The organism is Pseudoalteromonas lipolytica (assembly GCF_003515105.1).
Taxonomy (GTDB): Bacteria; Pseudomonadota; Gammaproteobacteria; order Enterobacterales; family Alteromonadaceae; genus Pseudoalteromonas; species Pseudoalteromonas lipolytica.
On the sequence record NZ_CP032090.1, the window covers coordinates 1,519,395 to 1,539,978 of the forward strand.

19 protein-coding genes are annotated in these 20,584 nt (G+C 40.8%); 14 read left to right on the forward strand and 5 right to left on the reverse strand.

The window, feature by feature from the left end:
• Positions 1 to 2 precede the first annotated feature (2 nt).
• From D0907_RS06950 to D0907_RS06965, 4 genes are all read left to right on the forward strand, one after another.
• Positions 3 to 626 carry an L-threonylcarbamoyladenylate synthase gene (locus D0907_RS06950; protein ID WP_036968977.1) on the forward strand — a complete coding sequence of 208 codons (624 nt, stop codon included), beginning with the start codon at positions 3 to 5 and terminating at the stop codon, positions 624 to 626.
• A gap of 8 nt (positions 627 to 634) precedes the next feature.
• Complete coding sequence (locus D0907_RS06955; RefSeq protein WP_268260788.1) at positions 635 to 1,468, forward strand: segregation and condensation protein A; 834 nt, start codon at positions 635 to 637, stop codon at positions 1,466 to 1,468.
• A 183-nt stretch (positions 1,469 to 1,651) separates the two neighbouring features.
• Positions 1,652 to 2,206, forward strand: coding sequence for a cytochrome b (locus tag D0907_RS06960; RefSeq protein WP_036968975.1), 555 nt, complete (start codon positions 1,652 to 1,654; stop codon positions 2,204 to 2,206).
• Between the two features lies 1 nt (position 2,207).
• Entirely contained in the window at positions 2,208 to 2,786 is a 579-nt protein-coding gene (locus tag D0907_RS06965) for a YceI family protein (protein ID WP_036968973.1), read from the forward strand.
• A gap of 21 nt (positions 2,787 to 2,807) precedes the next feature.
• On the opposite strand, the gene D0907_RS06970 is transcribed toward D0907_RS06965, so the two are convergent.
• On the reverse strand, positions 2,808 to 3,671 hold the full coding sequence (locus D0907_RS06970) for a TIGR02285 family protein (protein WP_118844203.1): 864 nt from the start codon (positions 3,669 to 3,671) through the stop codon (positions 2,808 to 2,810).
• Between the two features lie 629 nt (positions 3,672 to 4,300).
• On the opposite strand from D0907_RS06970, the gene D0907_RS06975 reads away from it, so the two are divergent.
• The 6 genes from D0907_RS06975 (at position 4,301) to icd (ending at position 14,597) form a co-directional block, all read left to right on the forward strand.
• A complete protein-coding gene (locus D0907_RS06975; RefSeq protein ID WP_118844204.1) occupies positions 4,301 to 4,873 on the forward strand; it encodes a dienelactone hydrolase family protein in 573 nt (190 codons plus the stop codon).
• A gap of 47 nt (positions 4,874 to 4,920) precedes the next feature.
• Positions 4,921 to 5,862, forward strand: a complete 942-nt coding sequence (locus D0907_RS06980) for an acetoacetate decarboxylase family protein (RefSeq protein WP_118844205.1) — start codon at positions 4,921 to 4,923, stop codon at positions 5,860 to 5,862.
• A gap of 9 nt (positions 5,863 to 5,871) precedes the next feature.
• Positions 5,872 to 8,100, forward strand: coding sequence for an NAD(P)-binding protein (locus D0907_RS06985; protein WP_118844206.1), 2,229 nt, complete (start codon positions 5,872 to 5,874; stop codon positions 8,098 to 8,100).
• A 143-nt stretch (positions 8,101 to 8,243) separates the two neighbouring features.
• Complete coding sequence (locus tag D0907_RS06990; protein ID WP_118844207.1) at positions 8,244 to 10,508, forward strand: TonB-dependent receptor; 2,265 nt, start codon at positions 8,244 to 8,246, stop codon at positions 10,506 to 10,508.
• A 35-nt stretch (positions 10,509 to 10,543) separates the two neighbouring features.
• Positions 10,544 to 13,225: a 7TM diverse intracellular signaling domain-containing protein gene (locus tag D0907_RS06995; protein ID WP_118844208.1), complete on the forward strand. Its 2,682-nt coding sequence runs from the start codon at positions 10,544 to 10,546 to the stop codon at positions 13,223 to 13,225.
• Between the two features lie 109 nt (positions 13,226 to 13,334).
• Complete coding sequence (icd, locus tag D0907_RS07000; protein WP_118844792.1) at positions 13,335 to 14,597, forward strand: NADP-dependent isocitrate dehydrogenase; 1,263 nt, start codon at positions 13,335 to 13,337, stop codon at positions 14,595 to 14,597.
• A gap of 8 nt (positions 14,598 to 14,605) precedes the next feature.
• On the opposite strand, the gene D0907_RS07005 is transcribed toward icd, so the two are convergent.
• Complete coding sequence (locus tag D0907_RS07005) at positions 14,606 to 15,049, reverse strand: hypothetical protein (RefSeq protein ID WP_118844209.1); 444 nt, start codon at positions 15,047 to 15,049, stop codon at positions 14,606 to 14,608.
• A 110-nt stretch (positions 15,050 to 15,159) separates the two neighbouring features.
• Positions 15,160 to 16,107: a LysR family transcriptional regulator gene (locus D0907_RS07010; protein WP_118844210.1), complete on the reverse strand. Its 948-nt coding sequence runs from the start codon at positions 16,105 to 16,107 to the stop codon at positions 15,160 to 15,162.
• Between the two features lie 105 nt (positions 16,108 to 16,212).
• Here D0907_RS07010 and aceK point away from each other — a divergent pair, with 105 nt between their 5' ends.
• The 4 genes from aceK (at position 16,213) to D0907_RS07030 (ending at position 19,777) form a co-directional block, all read left to right on the forward strand.
• Positions 16,213 to 18,021 (forward strand): bifunctional isocitrate dehydrogenase kinase/phosphatase, encoded by a 1,809-nt coding sequence (aceK, locus tag D0907_RS07015; RefSeq protein WP_074988324.1) that lies wholly within the window; start codon positions 16,213 to 16,215, stop codon positions 18,019 to 18,021.
• Between the two features lie 77 nt (positions 18,022 to 18,098).
• Positions 18,099 to 18,491 (forward strand): hypothetical protein, encoded by a 393-nt coding sequence (locus D0907_RS07020; RefSeq protein ID WP_036968957.1) that lies wholly within the window; start codon positions 18,099 to 18,101, stop codon positions 18,489 to 18,491.
• Positions 18,492 to 18,499: 8 nt separating this feature from the next.
• A complete protein-coding gene (locus tag D0907_RS07025) occupies positions 18,500 to 19,462 on the forward strand; it encodes a zinc-binding dehydrogenase (RefSeq protein ID WP_036968955.1) in 963 nt (320 codons plus the stop codon).
• Between the two features lie 54 nt (positions 19,463 to 19,516).
• On the forward strand, positions 19,517 to 19,777 hold the full coding sequence (locus tag D0907_RS07030) for a DUF2999 family protein (protein ID WP_036968953.1): 261 nt from the start codon (positions 19,517 to 19,519) through the stop codon (positions 19,775 to 19,777).
• A 50-nt stretch (positions 19,778 to 19,827) separates the two neighbouring features.
• On the opposite strand, the gene D0907_RS07035 is transcribed toward D0907_RS07030, so the two are convergent.
• Complete coding sequence (locus D0907_RS07035; protein ID WP_036968951.1) at positions 19,828 to 20,034, reverse strand: helix-turn-helix transcriptional regulator; 207 nt, start codon at positions 20,032 to 20,034, stop codon at positions 19,828 to 19,830.
• The gene (locus D0907_RS07040) at positions 20,034 to 20,492 is read right to left on the reverse strand and encodes a hypothetical protein (protein WP_118844211.1); all 459 of its coding nucleotides are present in this window, start codon (positions 20,490 to 20,492) and stop codon (positions 20,034 to 20,036) included. The genes D0907_RS07035 and D0907_RS07040 overlap by 1 nt, the downstream gene beginning before the upstream one ends.
• Positions 20,493 to 20,584: the final 92 nt, after the last annotated feature.

Consider the following 20,584-nt stretch of genomic DNA (forward strand, 5'->3'; position numbering starts at 1 on the left):
TAATGAGTCAGTTTTTTCATATCCATCCAGATAATCCACAACCGAGATTAATTAGTCAAGCTGTTGATATTATTAAACAAGGTGGAGTTATCGTGTACCCAACTGATTCGGGTTATGCGATTGGTTGCAGTATTGGTAATAAACAAGCAAAAGAGCGCATAGAACGTATTCGAGGCATTGAAAAACACCATAATTTTACCTTGGTATGTCGCGATTTATCTGAGCTCTCAACATATGCACGTGTAGACAATCAGCTGTTTAGGCTGATTAAAAATAACACACCAGGACCGTACACCTTTATTTTTAAAGGAACCAAGGAAGTTCCTAAACGTTTACTAAACGAAAAGAAAAAAACCATTGGTATTCGCGTTATTGAACACCCGATTACATGTGCCTTATTGGCTGAATTAGGGGAGCCGTTGATGTCGTGTTCCTTAATTTTACCGGGTGAGCAATTCACCGAAGCTGATCCCGATGAAATTCGTGATCGCATCGAAAAGCAAGTTGATTTAATTATTCATGGTGGTTATCTTCCTGAACAGGCCACTACAGTGATTGATTTATCAGATGATGATATCGAAATTTTACGTGTTGGTTGTGGCGATACTAAACCGTTTGAAATATAGAGACATCATTGACAAGCTCAGAGCGTAATGCCCCAAACGACATACAAGAGCCAGTGCAGCAAAAGCTGCCACTGGCTTTTTTGCATGGTAAAGCGGTGGTCGACAAGCCTGAAGATTTATACATTCCACCCGATGCACTTGAGGTTATTTTAGAGACCTTTGAAGGTCCGCTCGACTTACTCTTGTATTTAATTAAAAAGCATAAATTAGATGTACTAGAGCTGTCGATTTTTAGTATTACGGAACAATACGTTCGCTATGTTGAAATGATGAGTGAGTTTCAACTCGAGCTTGCGGGTGAATACCTAGTGATGGCAGCCTTGTTAGCACAAATTAAATCACGATTGCTGTTACCAAAACATGAGGAACTGGAAGAAGACGACGATCCGCGCGCAGAGCTAGTCAGACGCTTACAAGAATACGAGCAATTTAAAAAAGCAGCAGAAAACCTTGACGAGATCCCTCGAGAAGGTCGTGATATTTTTGTAGCAGAGGCATTAGCCCCCGAGTTTAGCGAGCGTGAAGCGCTATTACCAGACGTCGAAATGAAAGACTTATTACTTGCATTAAGCGATGTAATGGCACGTGCTAAAACATTTGAACATCATCATATCACCGCAGAAGCACTGTCTACTCGTGAGCGCATGAGCTTAATTTTAGACAAGCTATCCGAAGCCCAATCACAATTACCATTCCATACGCTGTTTACCGTTGAAGAAGGCCGAAGCGGTGTCGTTGTAAGCTTTATCGCTATGCTAGAGCTGGTAAAAGAAAACCTCATAAGCTGCTTTCAAGTTGATGCCAATAGCCAGATTTACGTAGGGCTGGTGGAAGAAAGTTAAAGTTTAAAGCTGTCAGAGTTTAGACACCCGTTTTACTGAGAGAAGCTTTTAATCCACTAACCACTGACTATTCTAATGTTACTTGTGCGTATACGCACAGAAGCTGTTTGTTTTACGCTATTTTCATTGTATTACAGCTGAGCTAAGCTGTGTTTAGTTTCATGGTTCTCATGGGAAATGAGTATGTTAAAGAATTCAAAGTCAAGTTACGGCTGGGTAGCTATCTTACTTCACTGGTTAATGGCACTTGGGGTATTTGGTCTGTTTGGCTTAGGTGTCTATATGGTTGAGTTAACCTATTACGATACGTGGTACAAAGGCTCTCTTGATTTACACAAAAGCGTTGGCATTACCTTAGCTGCTTTATTATTGTTTCGATTTGGCTGGCGTTTATTAGGCACGCAACCAGACCCTGTTGCAGGAAGCTCTAAAGCGGTAAACATGGCTGCGCACTCTGTACATAAATTAATTTATTTAGCCCTTATTGTCATTGTTACATCTGGCTACTTAATTTCGACGGCTGATGGCCGTGCGATCGACGTATTTAACTTATTTGCTGTTCCGGCTTTACCCGAGTCGGTGGCTAATCAAGAAGATATTGCAGGTAAAATTCACTTTTATGCCGCGTATGGGCTTATAGGTGTTGTTGTTTTACATGCTTTAGGGGCACTAAAACATCATTTTATCGATAAAGATAAAACCTTAATTAGAATGATCAAACCATTGAAGGATGATTAATATGAAAAAATTATTATTAAGCACAGCACTAAGCGCTGCACTTTTATCTACTGCGAATGCAAATGCCGCAGACTATGTGATTGATACAGACGGTGCTCACGCATTTGTTACATTTAAAATCAAACATTTAGGCTATAGCTGGTTACACGGTCGTTTTAATACGTTTTCAGGTGATTTTAGTTACGATGACAAAGCACCGGATGCATCAAAGATCAATGTCACTATTGACACAAAAAGTATCGATTCGAACCATGCTGAACGTGATAAGCACTTACGTGGTAAAGACTTCTTAAATGTAGATAAATACCCTACAGCGACGTTTAAAAGCACATCAATCAAGTTTGATGAAGAAGGCGATGAAGCCGATGTAACTGGTGAGTTTACACTTAACGGTGTAACAAAAACGATTACTTTTGAAATTGATAAAATTGGCGAAGGTAAAGATCCATGGGGTGGTTACCGTGTTGGCTTTGAAGGTGAAACAAGCTTAAAACTGGCTGATTATGGTATTGATTACAACTTAGGCCCAGCATCAACTCATGTTGATATTGGCCTGTTTATCGAAGGTATTCGTAAGTAACGACTACACGAAACGTGCCGCTTAATGAGCGGCACTTTCATTTCTATCTCTTAACCTTTTTTCTAAGATTGGTTTTAAGTTATCTGGCAACCATCGTACTAAGATATCTTCAAAATTTTGTGTATGCGCTATTTCCTCCAGCGCTTTATCTAACAAGGTAATCATTGCATGGCCTTGTTCATTGTTTGTGCAGCCAATATAACCAACACTTAATTTAGGCGCTTCAGAGAGTGTTAGTTGGGTTAATTCATTCTCGAATCCCATCGAGTGCGCCAAATAATAATGCTCACTTGGGTATCCTAATAAAATATCAATGCGCTTTTTGTGTAGCATATAAGTTAAGCTTGCAAGGGTATCGCGGCCTGGTCTTGAGATAATATTTGCATCATGGCTTGAGTTAATTACGTTATCTATATTACTGCCAAATGAGCGGCTCATTGATACACCTAATGCAAGGTGTTTGTCGTTAAGTAATGACTTTAGTGATACCGGCTTAGAGGGATCTAAATTAAGTTTTTCAATTAGCTCTTTACGAATCGCAATGGAGGGTGACAAACCTACAGTGGACGTGTGTGTTGTAAATGCAATGTGTTGTTTGCGATGTTCGCTTTGATATAGAGACAACATGCAGTAATTATTGTGTGGATTTGATAGCTCATGAATGGCACGACTAGCAGGCAATAAAGTGCGTGTGAAAGTGTAATCGGGTAGAGCATTTTTAAGCAGTTTAATGACACTTTCGTCACGTCCCATACCTTCGTAACGGTCATTCATTATGTAGTAGGGGGCAAAATCAACTACGATCCATTCAATCGTTTTAGATTGATTAGTTGCATTTGCAAAAGGGCACAAAAAAAATAGTAAAAAAAACCATGCCAAACGCATTTTCACTACCTATTCGTAGGTTAAAAATATAAGTGTAGCAGGAATTTAGATAAGCGTACGAAAGTTAAAAACTAAAACGCCAGCGTGGTATGCTGGCGCTTTTTCGGTTTGGGTTTAGTTGGCCTTTAACCATTTTACAAATTGGCGTGCATCGCTCGCCTTTTGGAAGATGGCATTCTTTAGGCCTTGCGTGTCGCTAAAAATTACACGCTGTTTGTTAACCGAAATTGATTGCACTGGATGTGCTATTTGGATCAAAGATCCATTGTATTTGTATGACATAATAAAACTCACTCTTTCTTTTTGTCAGTGTTCTGTAGAGCTTTGTAAGGGAACTTATAATACAGACTGACATTTGTTGTCTTGCCTACAGTGTTGACTATATTTGTGACAGTTTGGTGATAATTTTAAAATTCATCAAAATGTCATTGAGTCACACAGGTGCAAGTATTTATACGAATATGCGGGAATTACTGGATCAAGGTAAGGGGTTAACCGCGAGGTTTATAAAAACCAGACGAGTAGACTACTGCAATAAATATTTAAACGCAAGTATTATTTTTCTGGATGTTTATTTGAAACACGCGTATTCTTTACGGGCACAATAATAACAACACAGAAGTACATAAATGAACTACCTTTTGGTGTCAGATATATTCGGAAATACAGCACATTTATCACAGCTTGCGCAGCAGCTTAGTGGCAAAGTCAGTTTGTGTGAACCTTATTTAGGAGAAATACAAACACCGGTTTCTGAGCACGTTCAATATCAACACTTTTTGAATCAGTGTGGTCACGACACCTATCTTGAGCGAGTCTACATTAAAATGGCCGCTGTTAAGCGACCAACTACGATCATTGCCTTTAGTGCGGGGGCATCAGCAGTTTGGCGAGCGCAAGCAGAATTACAAAACCCCTACATAAAGAAAATTATTGCATTTTACCCATCACAAGTTAGAAATCACCTTGATTTATCGGCGACAGTGCCTTGTCAGTTTATTTTTGCGCACAGTGAAGCACATTTTGATATTGCACCAGTGGTGGCTACACTCAGAGATAAACCGAATGTCAGCTGTGAAGTATCACAGTATGCCCATGGTTTTATGAACCCGTTATCTGATAATTTTGATCATGCTGGTTACCAAGCATATATAGAGCAACTTTTCACCAAAAAATGCAATGAACAACTTGTAACGAACTAGTAAAACTAGTCTATAGTCATGAGTAAACAACAATTTAGTTAATGACTATGACTAACCCATATAAATACTGCCACTTTTTATCAAACCCCGTTGCTAAGCCGCCATGCCGCATGATTAACGCGGCAATGTATGGTTTTTTCGTGTCTGCTTGTGAGCAAAAAATGCAGCAATATGTCGATGCGACACTCAATACAGTTGCAAATGATTCTGTGTCATTCAATGTGTTAGGCAGTGTGTGTTTACTCACGTTTACTGATATTGAAAAAATATCGTCTCTGACCCCTCCGTTTTCTGAACAGGGCTGGATGCAAGAAACCGACATTATTATTTGGTTACCTGTTTCTAAAGTGGTTAATGGTGATATTGCCCACCTGTATTGGTATCCCGCCTTCATTAGTGTGAATAATATTTATGCGCTAATAAATGGGCGTGAGGTATGGGGTTACAACAAATATTTATGTGACTATGACATGCCCACACCGGCGAACAAAACATCACGTTTTTCAATTTCATTGCCGTGTTTTGATGTGTTCTCGGCTAATTCAAAGCTTGCAATGCATGAACTATTATCAATTGAACAAGACAATATCAACACATCAGAAAACTTATTAGATAACCTTGCTCTTTTTTCGAAGCGAGTGGCTGATTTTTTTGATGATGAAGTTAAAGGCGTGGATTTTTCATTAATTAAGCAACTGTTTGAGGGGGTTATTCACCCGCAAATGGATCAAATATTGTTTAAGCAATTCCCAGATGGAGAGGGTACAAGTGCCGTTTATCGCTCTGTTGTGCATTCTCCATCAGTGATAAAAAAAATTCACCAACTTAAGTTGTTAACTAATAATTTTACCCTTGATGTGAAGTCAGTAGCGAGTTTTCCGTTGCACGATATGTTTGGTATTCAATTAGGAAGCCAAGCGGTACATTTGCCTTTTTACATCAATATGGACTTTGATCAACTTGGCGCAAGCCAGGTTTTACCTGCGTAAAGGATGACCATGAGCAAAGAAAAAATCACAATCGTAGGGGGTGGCGTTGCTGCAATGACTGCCGCGGTGTATTTAACCGAGCAAGAAGATTGGCAGCAACATCGCGAAATAACCGTTTATCAACAAGGGTGGCGCTTAGGAGGTAAAGGCGCAAGTGGTCGTAATCAGCACTTTGGTCAACGTATTGAAGAGCATGGCTTGCATGTGTGGTTTGGTGCTTATGTAAATAGCTTTCGCACTTTGCAAGGGGTCTACAATAATTTGGACAGGCCAGCGAGTTCCCCGCTTGCAACTTGGCAACAGGCGTTTAAGCCGCATAGTTTTATTGCATTACAAGAGTTTATCGATAACGAGTGGCAAACATGGCCGATAGATTTCCCAACCGTTGCGGGTAATCCAGCAGATGGAAGCTTGGATATTACAGTGTGGGATTTTGTTACGATGACACTGGCTTGGCTGAAAAAATGGACCGAAGACATTGAAGATGTCTGTGAGCAACACGCAAAAACCACATTAGTTACTAAAAAGCCACGAGATCAGTTTTTACTAAAGCACCTCTATCAGCAAATAAAAGCGAATATTGATACTCAGGTTACCTCGGCAAAACAGTTTATTGATGACATTGAATCGGAGGCGGCCGAGATTATCTCCACTCCTCGCTCTTTACTTACGCACTTACAACAGTTTACCGCACAGCAAACAACCCACACAGACAAGCAAGCTGATCGTTTAGTGATTTGGTATATCGTTCGCAAATTAAAGCGTTGGTTTAAAGAGCAAGTAATAGAGTTACTGGATGATAATGCACAACTGCGCAGGCTATATATTTGTGCCGATCTGGCTATTGCGATGCTGACAGGTCTGATAAAAGATAAAGTTTATCGCGATGGTTTTGGGGTAATTAATTGTTATGATTTTCGTCAATGGCTCGAAAAAAATGGTGCAAATAGAGCCTATAGCGTTAATTCTGCTCCTGTACGAGGTTTTTATGACTTGGTGTTTGCATACCCCAATGGCGACTTTAACAAGCCTAATGTTGAGGCCGGTGTTGCAGCACTTGCCATGCTAAGAATTGGCCTTTGTTATAAAGGGGGAGTGATGTGGAAAATGCAAGCAGGCATGGGAGATGTCATTTTTGCTCCTATTTATGAGCTACTCAAAAAACGCGGTGTAAAATTTAAATTTTTCCACCAGCTTACACAATTAACGCCGGGTCAAGATTCTCATGGGCAAGCTGTGGTATCGCATATTGAACTGCGTCAGCAGGTCAGCTTAAATTCGGATGAATATGCGCCGCTTATCAATGTAAAGCAGCTGCCTTGTTGGCCAAGTGAGCCGCTCTTAGACCAAATAAACCCGCTACAAGCGCATTTGTTGCAAGAATATCAGGTTAATTTAGAGTCGTTCTGGAGTGACTGGCCAGAAGTATATGAAGCGCATTTTAAGCAGCCACTTCCAAGTCTTACGTTAGTGCATGGAGTTGATTTTGATACCCTAATATTGGGGGTATCTGTTGCTTCGCTTGAGCATGTGGCGGCAGATTTACTTAGCGACGATAATGCCCTTGCTTTACAAGCAAATAAAGTGAAGAGTGTTGCGACACAAGCTTGCCAAGTTTGGTTGAATAAAACTGATCAACAACTCGGCTTTACCGATACCAATTCGGCTCAAGAAGGGCCTATATTAAGTGGTTTTGTTGAACCCTTCGATACATGGGCTGCAATGAGCAATCTCGTTGACAAAGAGGCGTGGCCAGACAGTGATCCGCCCGTTAATATTGCCTATTTTTGTAGCGCTTTTACGTGTGAGCATTATCCACCGGCTACGGCATATCATTTTCCTGAGCAAATGAAAGCTGAGGTGAAACATAATATGCAGTATTTATTCAGCATTGATATGCAAGCATTGTGGCCGCACGCTTATACCAATAATAAGTTTGACTGGCAGGTGTTTTATCAAGATCCGCACAGTATTTTGCCTGTTTTAGAGCAACAGTATTGGCGGGTAAATATTGATCCCAGTGAGCGTTATGTACTCTCTGTTACAGGGTCAAGCAAATTTAGATTAGCGACTGATGGCAGCCACTATAAAAACTTACGCCTTACTGGCGATTGGATAAAAACAGGCGTTAATGCTGGCTGTGTTGAAGCGGCGGTGATGGCTGGCATGCAAACGTCACGCTCACTCTGTGGCTTTCCAAGTCAAATTAGCGGCGAACACGCTTTTGAAAAAGGGTAATGTTTAGTCAACAGCGACTTTAATGTGGCATAAAAGCCGTTAACCCTCTGCTTTTTATGCGACTTTACAGCGTTGTTTGGTCTATACTTACTGGAAATTACAATAATTTAACATACGTCCCTCTTTTTAAGGTCTAAAAACGAATGAAACGTCCTTATCAATTCAATCCTAAACTCACTATGCTTGCGAGTAGCTGCTTAGCGGCATGTGTCATGGGTAATGCCTCAGCGCAAAATACAGAGGCTGAAAAGGACATGGAAGTTATTAGTGTCTATGCACAGAAGCGTCCGCAATCAATTCAAGACGTCAGTGTTGCGGTAAGCCAAGTGAATGGCGAACTTTTAAAAACGCAGCATTTTAAAGATTCAACCGAAATAGGGTTATTTGCACCGAACGTGAAAATAACGCAAAACGCGGCCGAGGGCACACCTCCCGCCGTCAGTATTCGGGGAATTGGCTTACTTGATTACAATACTGCGAATACATCGCCTGTAGCTATGTACCTTGATGGCGTGGCGGTTGGTTCGGCAAATAACCAAATTATTAACCTGTATGACGTAGAGCATGTTGATATTTTGCGTGGCCCGCAAGGCACGTTATTTGGTCGAAACTCAACCGGTGGGGCAATTTTAATCCGCACAAATAGGCCTGAGTTTGAGCAAGCAGGGTCGTTAACACTGGGTATTGCCAACAATAACGCCAGTAGCTTAGAGGGGATGTGGAACCAACCGCTGGGCGATGAAACGGCGATGCGGTTAGCATTCAATTATCAAGATTATGACTATTCGACACAAAATAATTTTTCTGCATCACCGACCGCGGGCATGGAGCAAAAAAATGCACGGCTGTCACTGTTAAGTCAATGGGATAACGTAGAGCTTTACCTGCAAGCACATATTGAAGATTGGGATGGCATTTCGCAGCCAGTGGGGAGTATCGGTATTATAGCAAACCCATTAACGGGTGAATTATGTTCGCCAGCCGATGCGGGTTCAACACGTTGCTTTGATAGCTTTGGGTTTAACGATGGGAGTGACGACTTTTTTACTGTGAGTGTTAATAATGACTCACCGCATAAATCAGACGGCTATGGCTTTATCGGCGAATTAAATTGGCAGTCGAGTGATAACACAACGGTGACTTCCGTAAGTAGTTTTAATAATTTAGAGCGAAGCCATGCATTTAATTGCGATGGCTCACCTGCTAGGTTATGCGAAGGAGTGTTAGGTTTAGACACCCATTTATTCAGTCAAGAGTTTAGGGTCCTTAATGAATTTACTCATTACACGCTGACCAGTGGGGTGTATTTTGCTGATGAAACGATTAAGCAAGATAACATCAATGATATTTTACGCGACTTTCGTGGTATTTTGCCTGCAGATTTAACGGCCACATTTTATTACGATAATCATATCGATACACAAAACGTAGCGCTATTTAGCCAAATTGAAGTGCCATTAGCCACGCGTTGGTTGCTCACTGCAGGTCTACGTTACGATTATGAATCACTTGAATACAGCTCTACATCAACTTTAAATGTGGTAGTCAACCCCAATGATTTAGCAGGGGTTTTAGTGCCATTTTACACGGTTTCTGATAAGCAATCCGATAATGGCATTACCGGTCAGTTTGCTCTCAATTATACGTATTCTGACACAGCGAACCTGTATTATCGTTTTGCTAATGGCAGCAAAAGTGGCGGGTATAATGGCGGCTTTTTATCATCTGAAGAACAAGCAATCTTAGCTGATTACGGCAAGGAGCGTTTAAATGCCCATGAGGTTGGCCTGAAAACGTATTGGCCGGAACAACGGTTACGAATGAGCTGGGCTGCGTTTTATTATGATTATAATGACCAGCAAGTGTTTATGAATCAAGCCTCTGAAACACCGCAAATGCCGCCTGTTCAATTACTTGAAAATGTAGCCGACTCTATAATTTATGGTCTCGAAAGTGAAATAAATTATCAGCCCACCCAACAACTCGCTATGCAGTTATCAGTGGGCTATATTCCTCATGCAGAGTACGAAGAGTATGTCGATCCATTGGGTAATAGTATCACCGATAATCAATTACCTTTTACTTCAAAATGGAATGTATCGGCAGGGCTGCAGTATGATACGCGGTTAATGAATAACCCGTTTTCAGCCAATGTGATGGTTGACTATCAGTCAGCATTTTACTTTGATCAAAATATGAACCCGTACGCCCGTCAAGAAAGCTACAGCCTTGTTAATGCACACTTTAAATATGATGTAGATAACTGGTCGTTTATATTATGGGGAAAAAATTTATTTGATACAGAGTACAGTCAGTTAAAATTCGATTTGAGTTCATTTCTGGGTATGTTAGAAGACTTTAAAGGAGAAGGGCGACGTTATGGCTTTGATGTGGCTTTTCAATTTTGATGATTTATGACTTTTGTTTATTAGGGGCGCTGTGAATGCGGTTAAAGCTATTCTTAGGCAGTTTGCTTTTTCTATTTTATTCAACGTATTCAGTGTGCGCCGAACAAGCGTTTATATATACAGACGCATCTTTTGAGCAGAACCTACATGATGTCGGGCAAATATTAGCTGCGAGAGACAATCGATTTCCTCAATCTGCGGCTGATATTAAACGCTGGCGTGCCTCAAAAAGGCCACAATCACGTATCAGTTCGATTGGGGGCGGTTACTGGTTGATTGTCGATATAGAAAATCAAAGTGATATCGAAGACCTTGTCCTGTACCCCTACAATACCTTGGTTTCAAAAATAGAAAGTCGGATTTATGACCTAACCGATGTTTCTCAACCTGTACGAAGTTTTGTGACAGGTGGCGTCGAAAAAAACCAATTTGCATTTCACTATGGAAACCGCCTAAACCTTGAAAAAGGCAAGCGCTATACGTTGATCACACATTTTGAAAGCGATTATTTTTATACTCCTGCAAAGTTAGTGTTAACGCCGTATCAAGATTATTTCGAAATTATCACGCTCGAAAATGTAATCATCATGCTGTGTTTTGGGGTCGGTATAGCGCTTGGTTTGTATAACCTGTTAATTTATTTAGTGTCTAAAGACGTCACGCATTTATATTATGCTTTATTCACCGCTTCGTGGGTGTTCGCATGGAGTCATTTCTTTCATATTTCGGATCAATTGTTTGGGTATTACAACCCGCACTTACATTGGCTAGGTTTTGCACTCACGCCACTGACCAACATTTTATTTTACAATAATCTCCTTAAGTTAAAGGAAACGTTTCCGAAATTATCGCAGCTGTCTCTGACTGTCGGGGTTATCGCAACATTGGGGATCCCATTTTGTGTTGTGTGGCCTAGCTTTGGTTTTTATTGGTCAACATTAGTAACGGGTGTCGCTTTGTGTTTAGGCTTGTATATCGGTGTACGTTGTATGTTGATAGGCTTCAAACCTGCACGTTATTTTGTACTGGCCTATGTTGCCATGATGGTGCCTAACATGGTGGGTAATCTTACAAACTTAGGATTATTGCCTGCCACGTCGATGAATTTATATTTATTAGGACTGATTGGCACCGCGATGGATGCCATGCTACTAGCGTTTGCTGTCGCTGATAAATTTAGGTTGTTGCATGAGGATAATGTTGAGCTTAATAAAAATCTCGAGCAAAAAGTACAGTTAAGAACACTTGAACTTGAAGAATTAGCCGATGAATTACGAGACGCAAATGAAGCTAAAAGTCGCTTCTTAGCCAATATTAGCCACGAAATACGCACACCCATGACGTCGATTATTGGCTATGCTGATGGCATTATGCTTGGTGATATTAAGCCTCATGAACGAAATCATGGCATCGGTGTCATTTTACAAAATAGTCGCCATGTACTCGGCCTTATTAATGATATTTTGGATATGTCGAAAATAGAGGCGAATAAGCTTGAAATTGATCTAATTGAAACCGATTTATTTGCCACGATAGCGAATATTGAATCACTTATTGGTAAGCAAATACGTGATAAAGGCTTAAAATTTAGCGTTGATTATCAATTCCCTCTGCCTGATTACATCGTGACCGATCCTAGCCGATTAAGGCAAATATTATTAAACTTGACGACCAATGCACTAAAATTTACTCAGGTTGGGCGAATAACGCTTACGGTGAGTTGTGAGAATAATATCTTAGCGATCAGTGTGAAAGACACCGGTATTGGCATGACAGATTCTGAACAAAAGTCGTTATTCAGTGCCTTTTACCAAGCGGATTCGAGTATTTCTCGTCAGTATGGTGGCACAGGTTTGGGTCTTAATATTTCTAAAAGTTTAGCGCTAAAACTGGATGGTGATATCAGTGTAAAAAGTTACGTTGGCTCAGGTAGTGAGTTTACTTTAACAATCGCTGTGTACACAACAGACAATACGCGTTGGCTCAATGATATGAGTGAAGTTAGATTAGTCGAAACCTCTCCGTTTAGTAAACTTGATGCGCCAGAAAATTTAAAAGGTCGGGTGTTACTCGCTGAAGATCACCCTGACAACAGACGTTTATTTGCACGTATTTTAGAGCGTATGGGGCTAACAGTCACAACGGTTGAAAACGGTAAAGATGCCGTGCAGCAAACGCTTGAGAACACATTTGACCTAATATTACTTGATATTCAAATGCCAATTATGGATGGTCAAGAAGCACTGAAAATGATGCATGCGACGGGGATCTCGGTGCCCATTATTGCTTTAACCGCGAACACGATGAAGCATGAGGTAGAGCGTTACATGAACCAAGGTTTCACCGATTTAATTGCAAAGCCCATAGACCGTAATGCATTTAGTCATAAAATTGCCAGTTACCTAGACTGCGATGAGTTGGCTGATATAAAGCTACCTGAACACGAATTCCAACTGCTTAAGGATGACTATATCAAAGGACTTAAAAATCAATATGCCGATATGCGTAAGCAATATAAAAAAATGGATATCGAAGGCTTAAGTCGAAATGTGCACATGTTAAAGGGCGCAGCCAACATGTTTGAGTGCGAGACGCTTTATATCAAAGCACTTGCTGTTGATAGTGCATTAAAAAATGACACCGTAACGCTAGACACGCAGTTGTTTGCCTCGCTATTTAAGGCCATGGAAGACGAAATAGACAAAGTGTGTCATTAATGATTTGAATAATGGGTATTTCCATACATACGCAGACAGTGCAGACAAATCTTGGTATTAATAGATACTCACAAAGCATAATCAACCGACTAGTTGCTAAAACGTTATGATGCAGTATCAACATATTTCAGTGCCAGAGCAGGGTGAACAAATCACTATCGATAAAAATGGCCAGTGGTGTATTCCTGACAATCCAGTAATCGCTTACATTGAAGGGGATGGTGTTGGGCAAGATATTAGCCCCGTTATGCGAAGTATCGTTGATTCTGCTATTGAGGCGGCTTATCAAGGAGAGCGTCGGATTCACTGGATGGAAGTGTTTAACGGTGAAAAAGCGGCCGCACTCTACGACGGAGATTGGTTTCCACAAGAAACACTCCATGCCGTAAGGCAATTTAAAATTGCCATAAAAGGTCCTCTAACCACTCCTTTGGGTGGGGGCTTTCGTTCTTTGAACGTCGCACTTCGCCATGAAATGGATTTATTCGTTAATATGCGGCCTATCCGCAGTTATCCGCATTTACCCTCACCATTAAAAGAGCCTGAAAAAACCCACATAACCGTTATTCGCGACAGTTCAGAAGATGTTTACTCGGGTATTGAATGGCAAGCTGGCAGTATTGACAACGAGCGAATGCTCGACTTTTTATGTCAAGAAATGGGGGTGACACGATTACGTTTTGATACCCAGTGTGGGCTTGGCATTAAAAATAGTTCAAAAGAAGCGGCCGAGCGTTTGATGCGATATGCACTCAATTATGCACTAAAACAACAAAGTAAATCTTTAACTGTGGTGCATAAAGGGAATGTATTAAAGTTTACAGAAGGGGCGTTTAAACGCTGGGCCTTTGCGGTTGCAGAGCAAGAGTTTAATGCTGTTGCCCATGAGAATGGCCGTTGGTTGCTAGTAAAGCGTGACAATCAGGACGATTTAGTCATTAAAGAAGTGATTGCCGATAATATGCTTCAGCAGGCGTTGCTTACACCAGAACAATTTGATGTAGTCGTAACCACCAATCAAAATGGTGATTATTTGGCCGATATGTTGACTGCACAAGTCGGTGGCGTTGGTATAATGCCAGCAGCAAATTTAAATAATGAGGTGGCTTTTTTTGAGCCAACACATGGCACTTTTAACCGGATAGCGGGTGAAAACACGGCGAACCCAAGCAGTAGTATTTTAAGTGCGGTAATGATGCTGCGTTTTATGGGGTGGCAGGAGGCTGCACAAAAAGTGGAATCAGCTCTGGAAGAAACATTATTGGCAAAAGAACTTACCTTTGATTTGGCTGAGTATGTCACCGGTGCGACGATGCTTAATTGCAGTGATTTTGCAACAAGCATCATCGCTCGAATAAGTAACTCAAAGTAATGCGCATATTATGCAGCGTGTGCGTTATTGATGGCGTAGACGCATGGTTTACCTGTCAGTGCCGCGGCACGTTGGTAAATGTGCTTTGCACCAGGCTCGTCGCTTGTAATACCTGTTAGCGTATCCATAAGAGCAACTACTAAAATAGCCGGTACTTGGCAGCAATACTCATCAAGTACCGCCGGCGTCGTTTGAGCATCTACATGACAATGTGGATGAGTGCGTACAGAGCTGTAGGCAGTTAACAGTGTTTCGGTTGGTAAAACATCATCTGCTTGGTGTTTCGTTTTACGACACTGACACCCAAATTCATCAACAAGTGTTGCAAGAATCTGGTATATCTCGTCACATGCAATTTCGCTTTTTTTACAAAGTTGCTGTTCAATAAAAGTGTGTAATTGACCATTAATGTAAAGGCCGTCTTGTTGAGTGAATTGTGCTGAAGTTTCCATATCAAGTTCTCTTTGTTTATGTGCTTAACTTCACTCTAGCCTGTCACTCATTATTAATGAAATTGTTGTTTTCAATAACTGATATTGATTTTATCAATATTGTTAATTTGTTACCTGTCGGCCACTGTATTTGCAAAAGCTAATAGTTCTCGACGCAGCCATTGGTGCGGGTTTGCATGGTGTAATAATGGACTCCACAGCATTTTCACTTCAATGGGAACAATTTGAAATGGCACTGGACTTATGACTAAATCGGTGTGTTTTGCGAGCAACATCGCTTGACGTCGGGGCAGCGTGGCTATTAATTTAGGCGATTGGCAGAGCAAGCTTGCGACCATGTAATGGCGAGTGAATACACGAATATTACGCGTTTGTTCGAGCTGCCATAATGCTTCATCTACCCAGCCTAATTTTTGACTTCCGGATTTATTAGTCACCGCTGCTTCAACCCCCCAGCCAGCCCTATTTACCCAAATATGCTCTTGTGCAAGGTAGTTCTCAAGCGTTTGCTGTTGTAGATAAGGATTGTCAGGGTGACTTAAGCAGCAATAGTTATCGCGCCAGACACTGGCTTGGTGAAATGAACGGGGTAAACCATTAAAGCGGTTTATAGCTAAATCGATTGTGCCTTTTTCCATATCTTGTAGGTTGACGTCGCTTGGACTCAAAATATCAAAATTAAGGCCGGGGCTTTTCGCCAGTTGTTGGGTGATAAAAGGGGCTATTAAGGTTGATTCTAGATAATCATTTGCCATGATCCGAAACGTTATATTTGCAGTGCTTGGGTCAAACAGTTCACTTGGTTGCGTGATTTCTTCGGCCATTTTTAGCAGTGCTTCAATTTCAGGCTTGAGACTCAGCGCTTTGGCTGTGGGTGTCATTGTGCCAGCGGCTCGAACGAGCAAGGGATCGTCAAATAAATCACGTAACCGTTTTAATGCATTGCTCATCGCAGGCTGCGTTAAGGCAAGTTTATTGGCTGCTTTTGATACATTTTGCTCATCTATCAGTACATTTAAATACACCAATAGATTTAGGTCGACATGCCTAATATTCATCTGATCAATCTTATTTATTATCTTTATTAATTACCTAAATTAAAGCGTGCTTGCTATTGTGTGTAAACACGGCAACTAAAATAATCAGCATAAGTGATATCAATAATGCCTCAACACGATGCAATTTTTCGTAAAAAAACAGAGTCGGAACAACTAAAGAATATTATTGCCACGAAACTAGCCCGCGCTGTGTATGCAGGGTTTGAGGCCATGTTTGCAGAGTTTTTGAATATCACTTTAGGGGCACAAAGTCGGTTTGAACAACGTCAATGGCATCAAGTGCAAACAGCAATGAAGTTACGGTTACAGGTTTACGAAGGCCAAGTAAAAAAAGTAAGTGAAGCTGTAAAGATCATAGCTTACAGCGAAGTTAACGATCCTGCTCTGTGGTTATTAGCAAAACAAATTTATGCAGAAATGGTGAAAAATCACGAAAACCAGCCCATTGCACATACGTTTTTCAACTCGACATTTGGGGCTATTTGGGACTCACGTAAAATCCGTAATGTTCATTTGTTTGTTTTAAAGGCACGGTATCGCTTAGGGCCTCGTCCGTTTGATTCTCTGGTAAGTCGGATCTCGTTACAAAGTGGTTTTGAAAATGCGATAAAAACCCTTGTGAGTCGTCATGTTTTTCGCTCTGATTATGCACATTTCACTGATGATATTGCCATGTTGCAGCGTACTTTAATCGCAGGAGCAAAAAAACAGTGCCCACAGGTTTATGAGCTGCTAGCACTGAATGATGGGTATATCGAATACGCTAATTCATTATTTTTCAGAAATAAAGCGTGTTACATCATTGGGCGATGCATTGCTAAAAACGGTGATAATATGCCGTTTGCCATAGCCTTACTAAATAGTGAAAAAGGGCTGCACATTGATGCCGTCATGATGGGCGCCGATCAACTTAGTCTGCTATTTGGGTTTGCGCGAACCTACTTTATGGTCGACACCGACCAACCTGCGCGTTACGTTGATTACCTCAGCGTGCTGATGCCCCATAAGCAACGTTTTGAGTTATTTAACGCGATAGGATTTATCAAGCATGCCAAAACCGAGTTTTATCGCTATAAAGTTGATACCACTAAAAATAGTCCTCCTGATGATAAATACATTATTGCCCCAGGTACGCCTGGCATGGTGATGTTGGTATTTACGACACCTGGCTCTGATTATGTGTATAAAGTGATTAAAGATAAATTTAGCGCACCAAAAACCGCCACTAAACAACATGTCATGGCGAAATACGACTTTGTAAAGCAAGCCGATCGCGTGGGGCGCTTGGTTGATACCCATGAATTTCGTTATTTAGCGTTTGATTTAAGTCGATTTAGTGAAGAATTACTCACTACGATGCAGCGCCAAATTGGCGACAGTTTAATTATATCGGGTAATGCGCTTATTTTGCGTCATGTGTATGTTGAACGGAAAATGACACCGCTTAATTTATATATTAATCAGTGTGATGAACGAAAACTTGAACTTGTTATGATTGATTATGGTAAAGCAATCAAAGAGCTGGCAGGTGCAAATATCTTTCCAGGCGATATGTTGATGAAGAACTTTGGTGTGACCCGCTGGGGAAGAGTGGTGTTTTATGATTACGATGAAATTTGCCCGATGACGGCGTGTCAATTTCGAGAGTTACCAAAAAGTGCTGACTCGTTAGAAGAGTTAAGCAGCGAGAGTTACTTTGATATTGCTGAAAACGATGTGTTTCCGAGCCAATTCAAGGTATTTTTCAGTGCAAATAAAACGGCTTTTTCATTTTTTAATGCTGTGCATCACGACATTTTCAGTGTTGCTATGTGGCAGCGACTGCAAGCGGCTATTAATGAGGGACAATTATTGGATGTGTATCCGTATAAACAATCGTGGCGGTTTAGTGAAATGAGAGCAAAACAGGGGTGAAAAAATCTCAACCACGTAGTCCTTCATCGGGATCCGGTATTGGCGTATGCTAATACGAACAATCAAGGGAGTACACTATGCTAAAAATATTCGGCATTTCAAGTTTGTTGCTAGCCTCATTCGCGAATGCGAACCCGCTGGTGGGGAGTTGGCAGTTTGTTGAAGGAAAGTATGCGACAAAGGAAGGGTATGTTACGGCAAAAGCACCCGAATTAACCTCGGTAAAGCTAATTACCGATACTCATTTTAGTTATATTACGCAGAAAAATGGCAATTTTCATTATGCGGGTGGCGGCAAATATGTTTTGCAAGACCAGCAATTTATCGAGACTTTTTCTTATGGTAATGTGCCTTCATTACAAGGTAAAACCATGGCATTTGATTACAAAGTAGACGGTGATTTATGGCATCATACTTTATATGAAAATGGTAAATTGGTGGAAGCTGAAATCTGGCAGCGAATTAAATAGAAGGTGTTATGCGTTATATTAAGCATGAAAATTCACAGTTAACGTTTGCAGAAATTGAAAAGCCGAATATTAAACACGATGAGGTACTGATTAAGGTCGCCGCAATAGGCGTTAATCGTGCTGACTGTTTACAAAGGCAAGATAAATACCCACCTCCTAAAGGCGACAGTGAGATTTTAGGTCTAGAGTGTGCTGGCACAGTCGTCGCACAAGGGGAAAACGTTGAGGTTGATTGGCTTAATAAACCCGTTTTTACTTTGTGTGCCGGAGGCGCATACAGTGAGTATGTTGCGGTAGATGCAGCACAGGTGATGCCGCTTGCTGACTCAATGAGTATGGCTGAAGGGGCTGCGGTGAGTGAAGTTTATCTCACTGCATTTTCGGCGTTATTTCAATTTGGCAAGCTTGAAGCTGGGCAAACTGCACTTATACACGCTGGTGCAAGTGGTGTGGGTGGTGCCGCTATTCAAATGGCAAAAGCTATTGGGGCTCAGGTAGTCATTACTGCGGGGAGCGATGAAAAATGCGCGCATGCAAAAAAGTTGGGTGCCGATCACTGTATAAATTATAAAACCACCGACTTTGTGGAGTATATGAAGACACATCAGTTACAAGCAAATACAATTGTCGACCCCGTTGCAGGGCATTATTTAAATAAAAATGCTGCTGTTGCTGCAATGGATTGCCAAATTGTGATGTTGGCATTTTTAGATGCGCGCTTTGCTGAGGTTGATTTCGCACGTTTGCTGAGTAAACGTATTTCATTTCATGCTTCTACACTTAGAAACCGCTCTATTGCTTTTAAACGTGAACTAAAAGCACAGTTTATAGCTCGCTTTTATGGCGAACTCGCTGCGGGTAAATTTGACTTTAATATATATAAAACCCTGCATTGGCAGGATGCAACTGAGGCTCACCGCATTTTAGATAATAATGAAAATTCGGGTAAAGTGGTGCTACTGGTTGAATAACGAAAAACTGCCCACATTATTGAGCTTATTAGCAGTAAATTAATCAAGGTTAGTATGAACCCAATTATCGCAATGCTGAAAGAGCATAACGTGAGTGACGAAAAAGTACGTGAGCTTTTTCAAGCATTTATGGAAAACCCAATGATGGCTATGGGCTTAGTTCAGCAACTCGGGATCCCGCCCGAAAAACTTCAACAACTGATGGCGTTGGTTATGACACAACCGCATTTAATAAAAGAAGCGGCTGAGTCAGTAGGTATCAGTAATGACGAAGTTGAACAAGCGAAAGCACAGTTTAAAAATCAACAGTCTTAAATAGAATAAAAAAGGTTAGCTGCATGCTAACCTTTTTTATTGCAAGCGTGCTATTGATAAGAAAAAACGTCATCGAGTTTCTTATCAAACAATTGAGCAATCTTAAAAGCCACTTCAAGTGAAGGGGAATATTTGCCTTTTTCAATGGCGACAATTGTTTGCCTTGAAACACCGACGGCTTCGGCCAGAGCTTGCTGCGTCATTTCATTGTGATGAAATCGTAATTCTCGAATAGTATTACTGAGCTGTTTTTTCATTAGCTGTCTCTTCGATAGTAATACACCTTACTGGCTGTCGTGATAATTTCACTGATCAAAAAGCCTATAATGAGGTAGTGCATTATATTATATAAATCTGAAACTTCAGGTAATAACATGCGACCAGATACACGCTCTATCTGAGTGGCTAAAAATACACACATTAAAATAATTGCTGAAGTTAACCAATGGCCAAGCTTAGCGCTTTTAAGTTCAATGAGTTTATCGCGCTCATCATCACCTAAATCTGCTTCTTTGTGCTTAATGCCTGCAAGCACTGATTGCATAATAATTTCGAGTATCACCGCAGTAATTACGACCTTATATAAGTAAGAAACCATTGTATCTTGGCTTAGGTTTCCATTTGTTTGTAATGAGTTAATACCAGTAAGGTAATAAATTAACAAACCAATAGTCACTCCCAACGTGCCCCAAATTGTCAGTTCTTTGTAGCTCATCTTTTATCATCCAGTGTAAAAAATATTTGACTTGGTGTTAAGTAAACTACTCATTGCTGGTTGTGTCAAATATTTTTAACACCATGTATGAT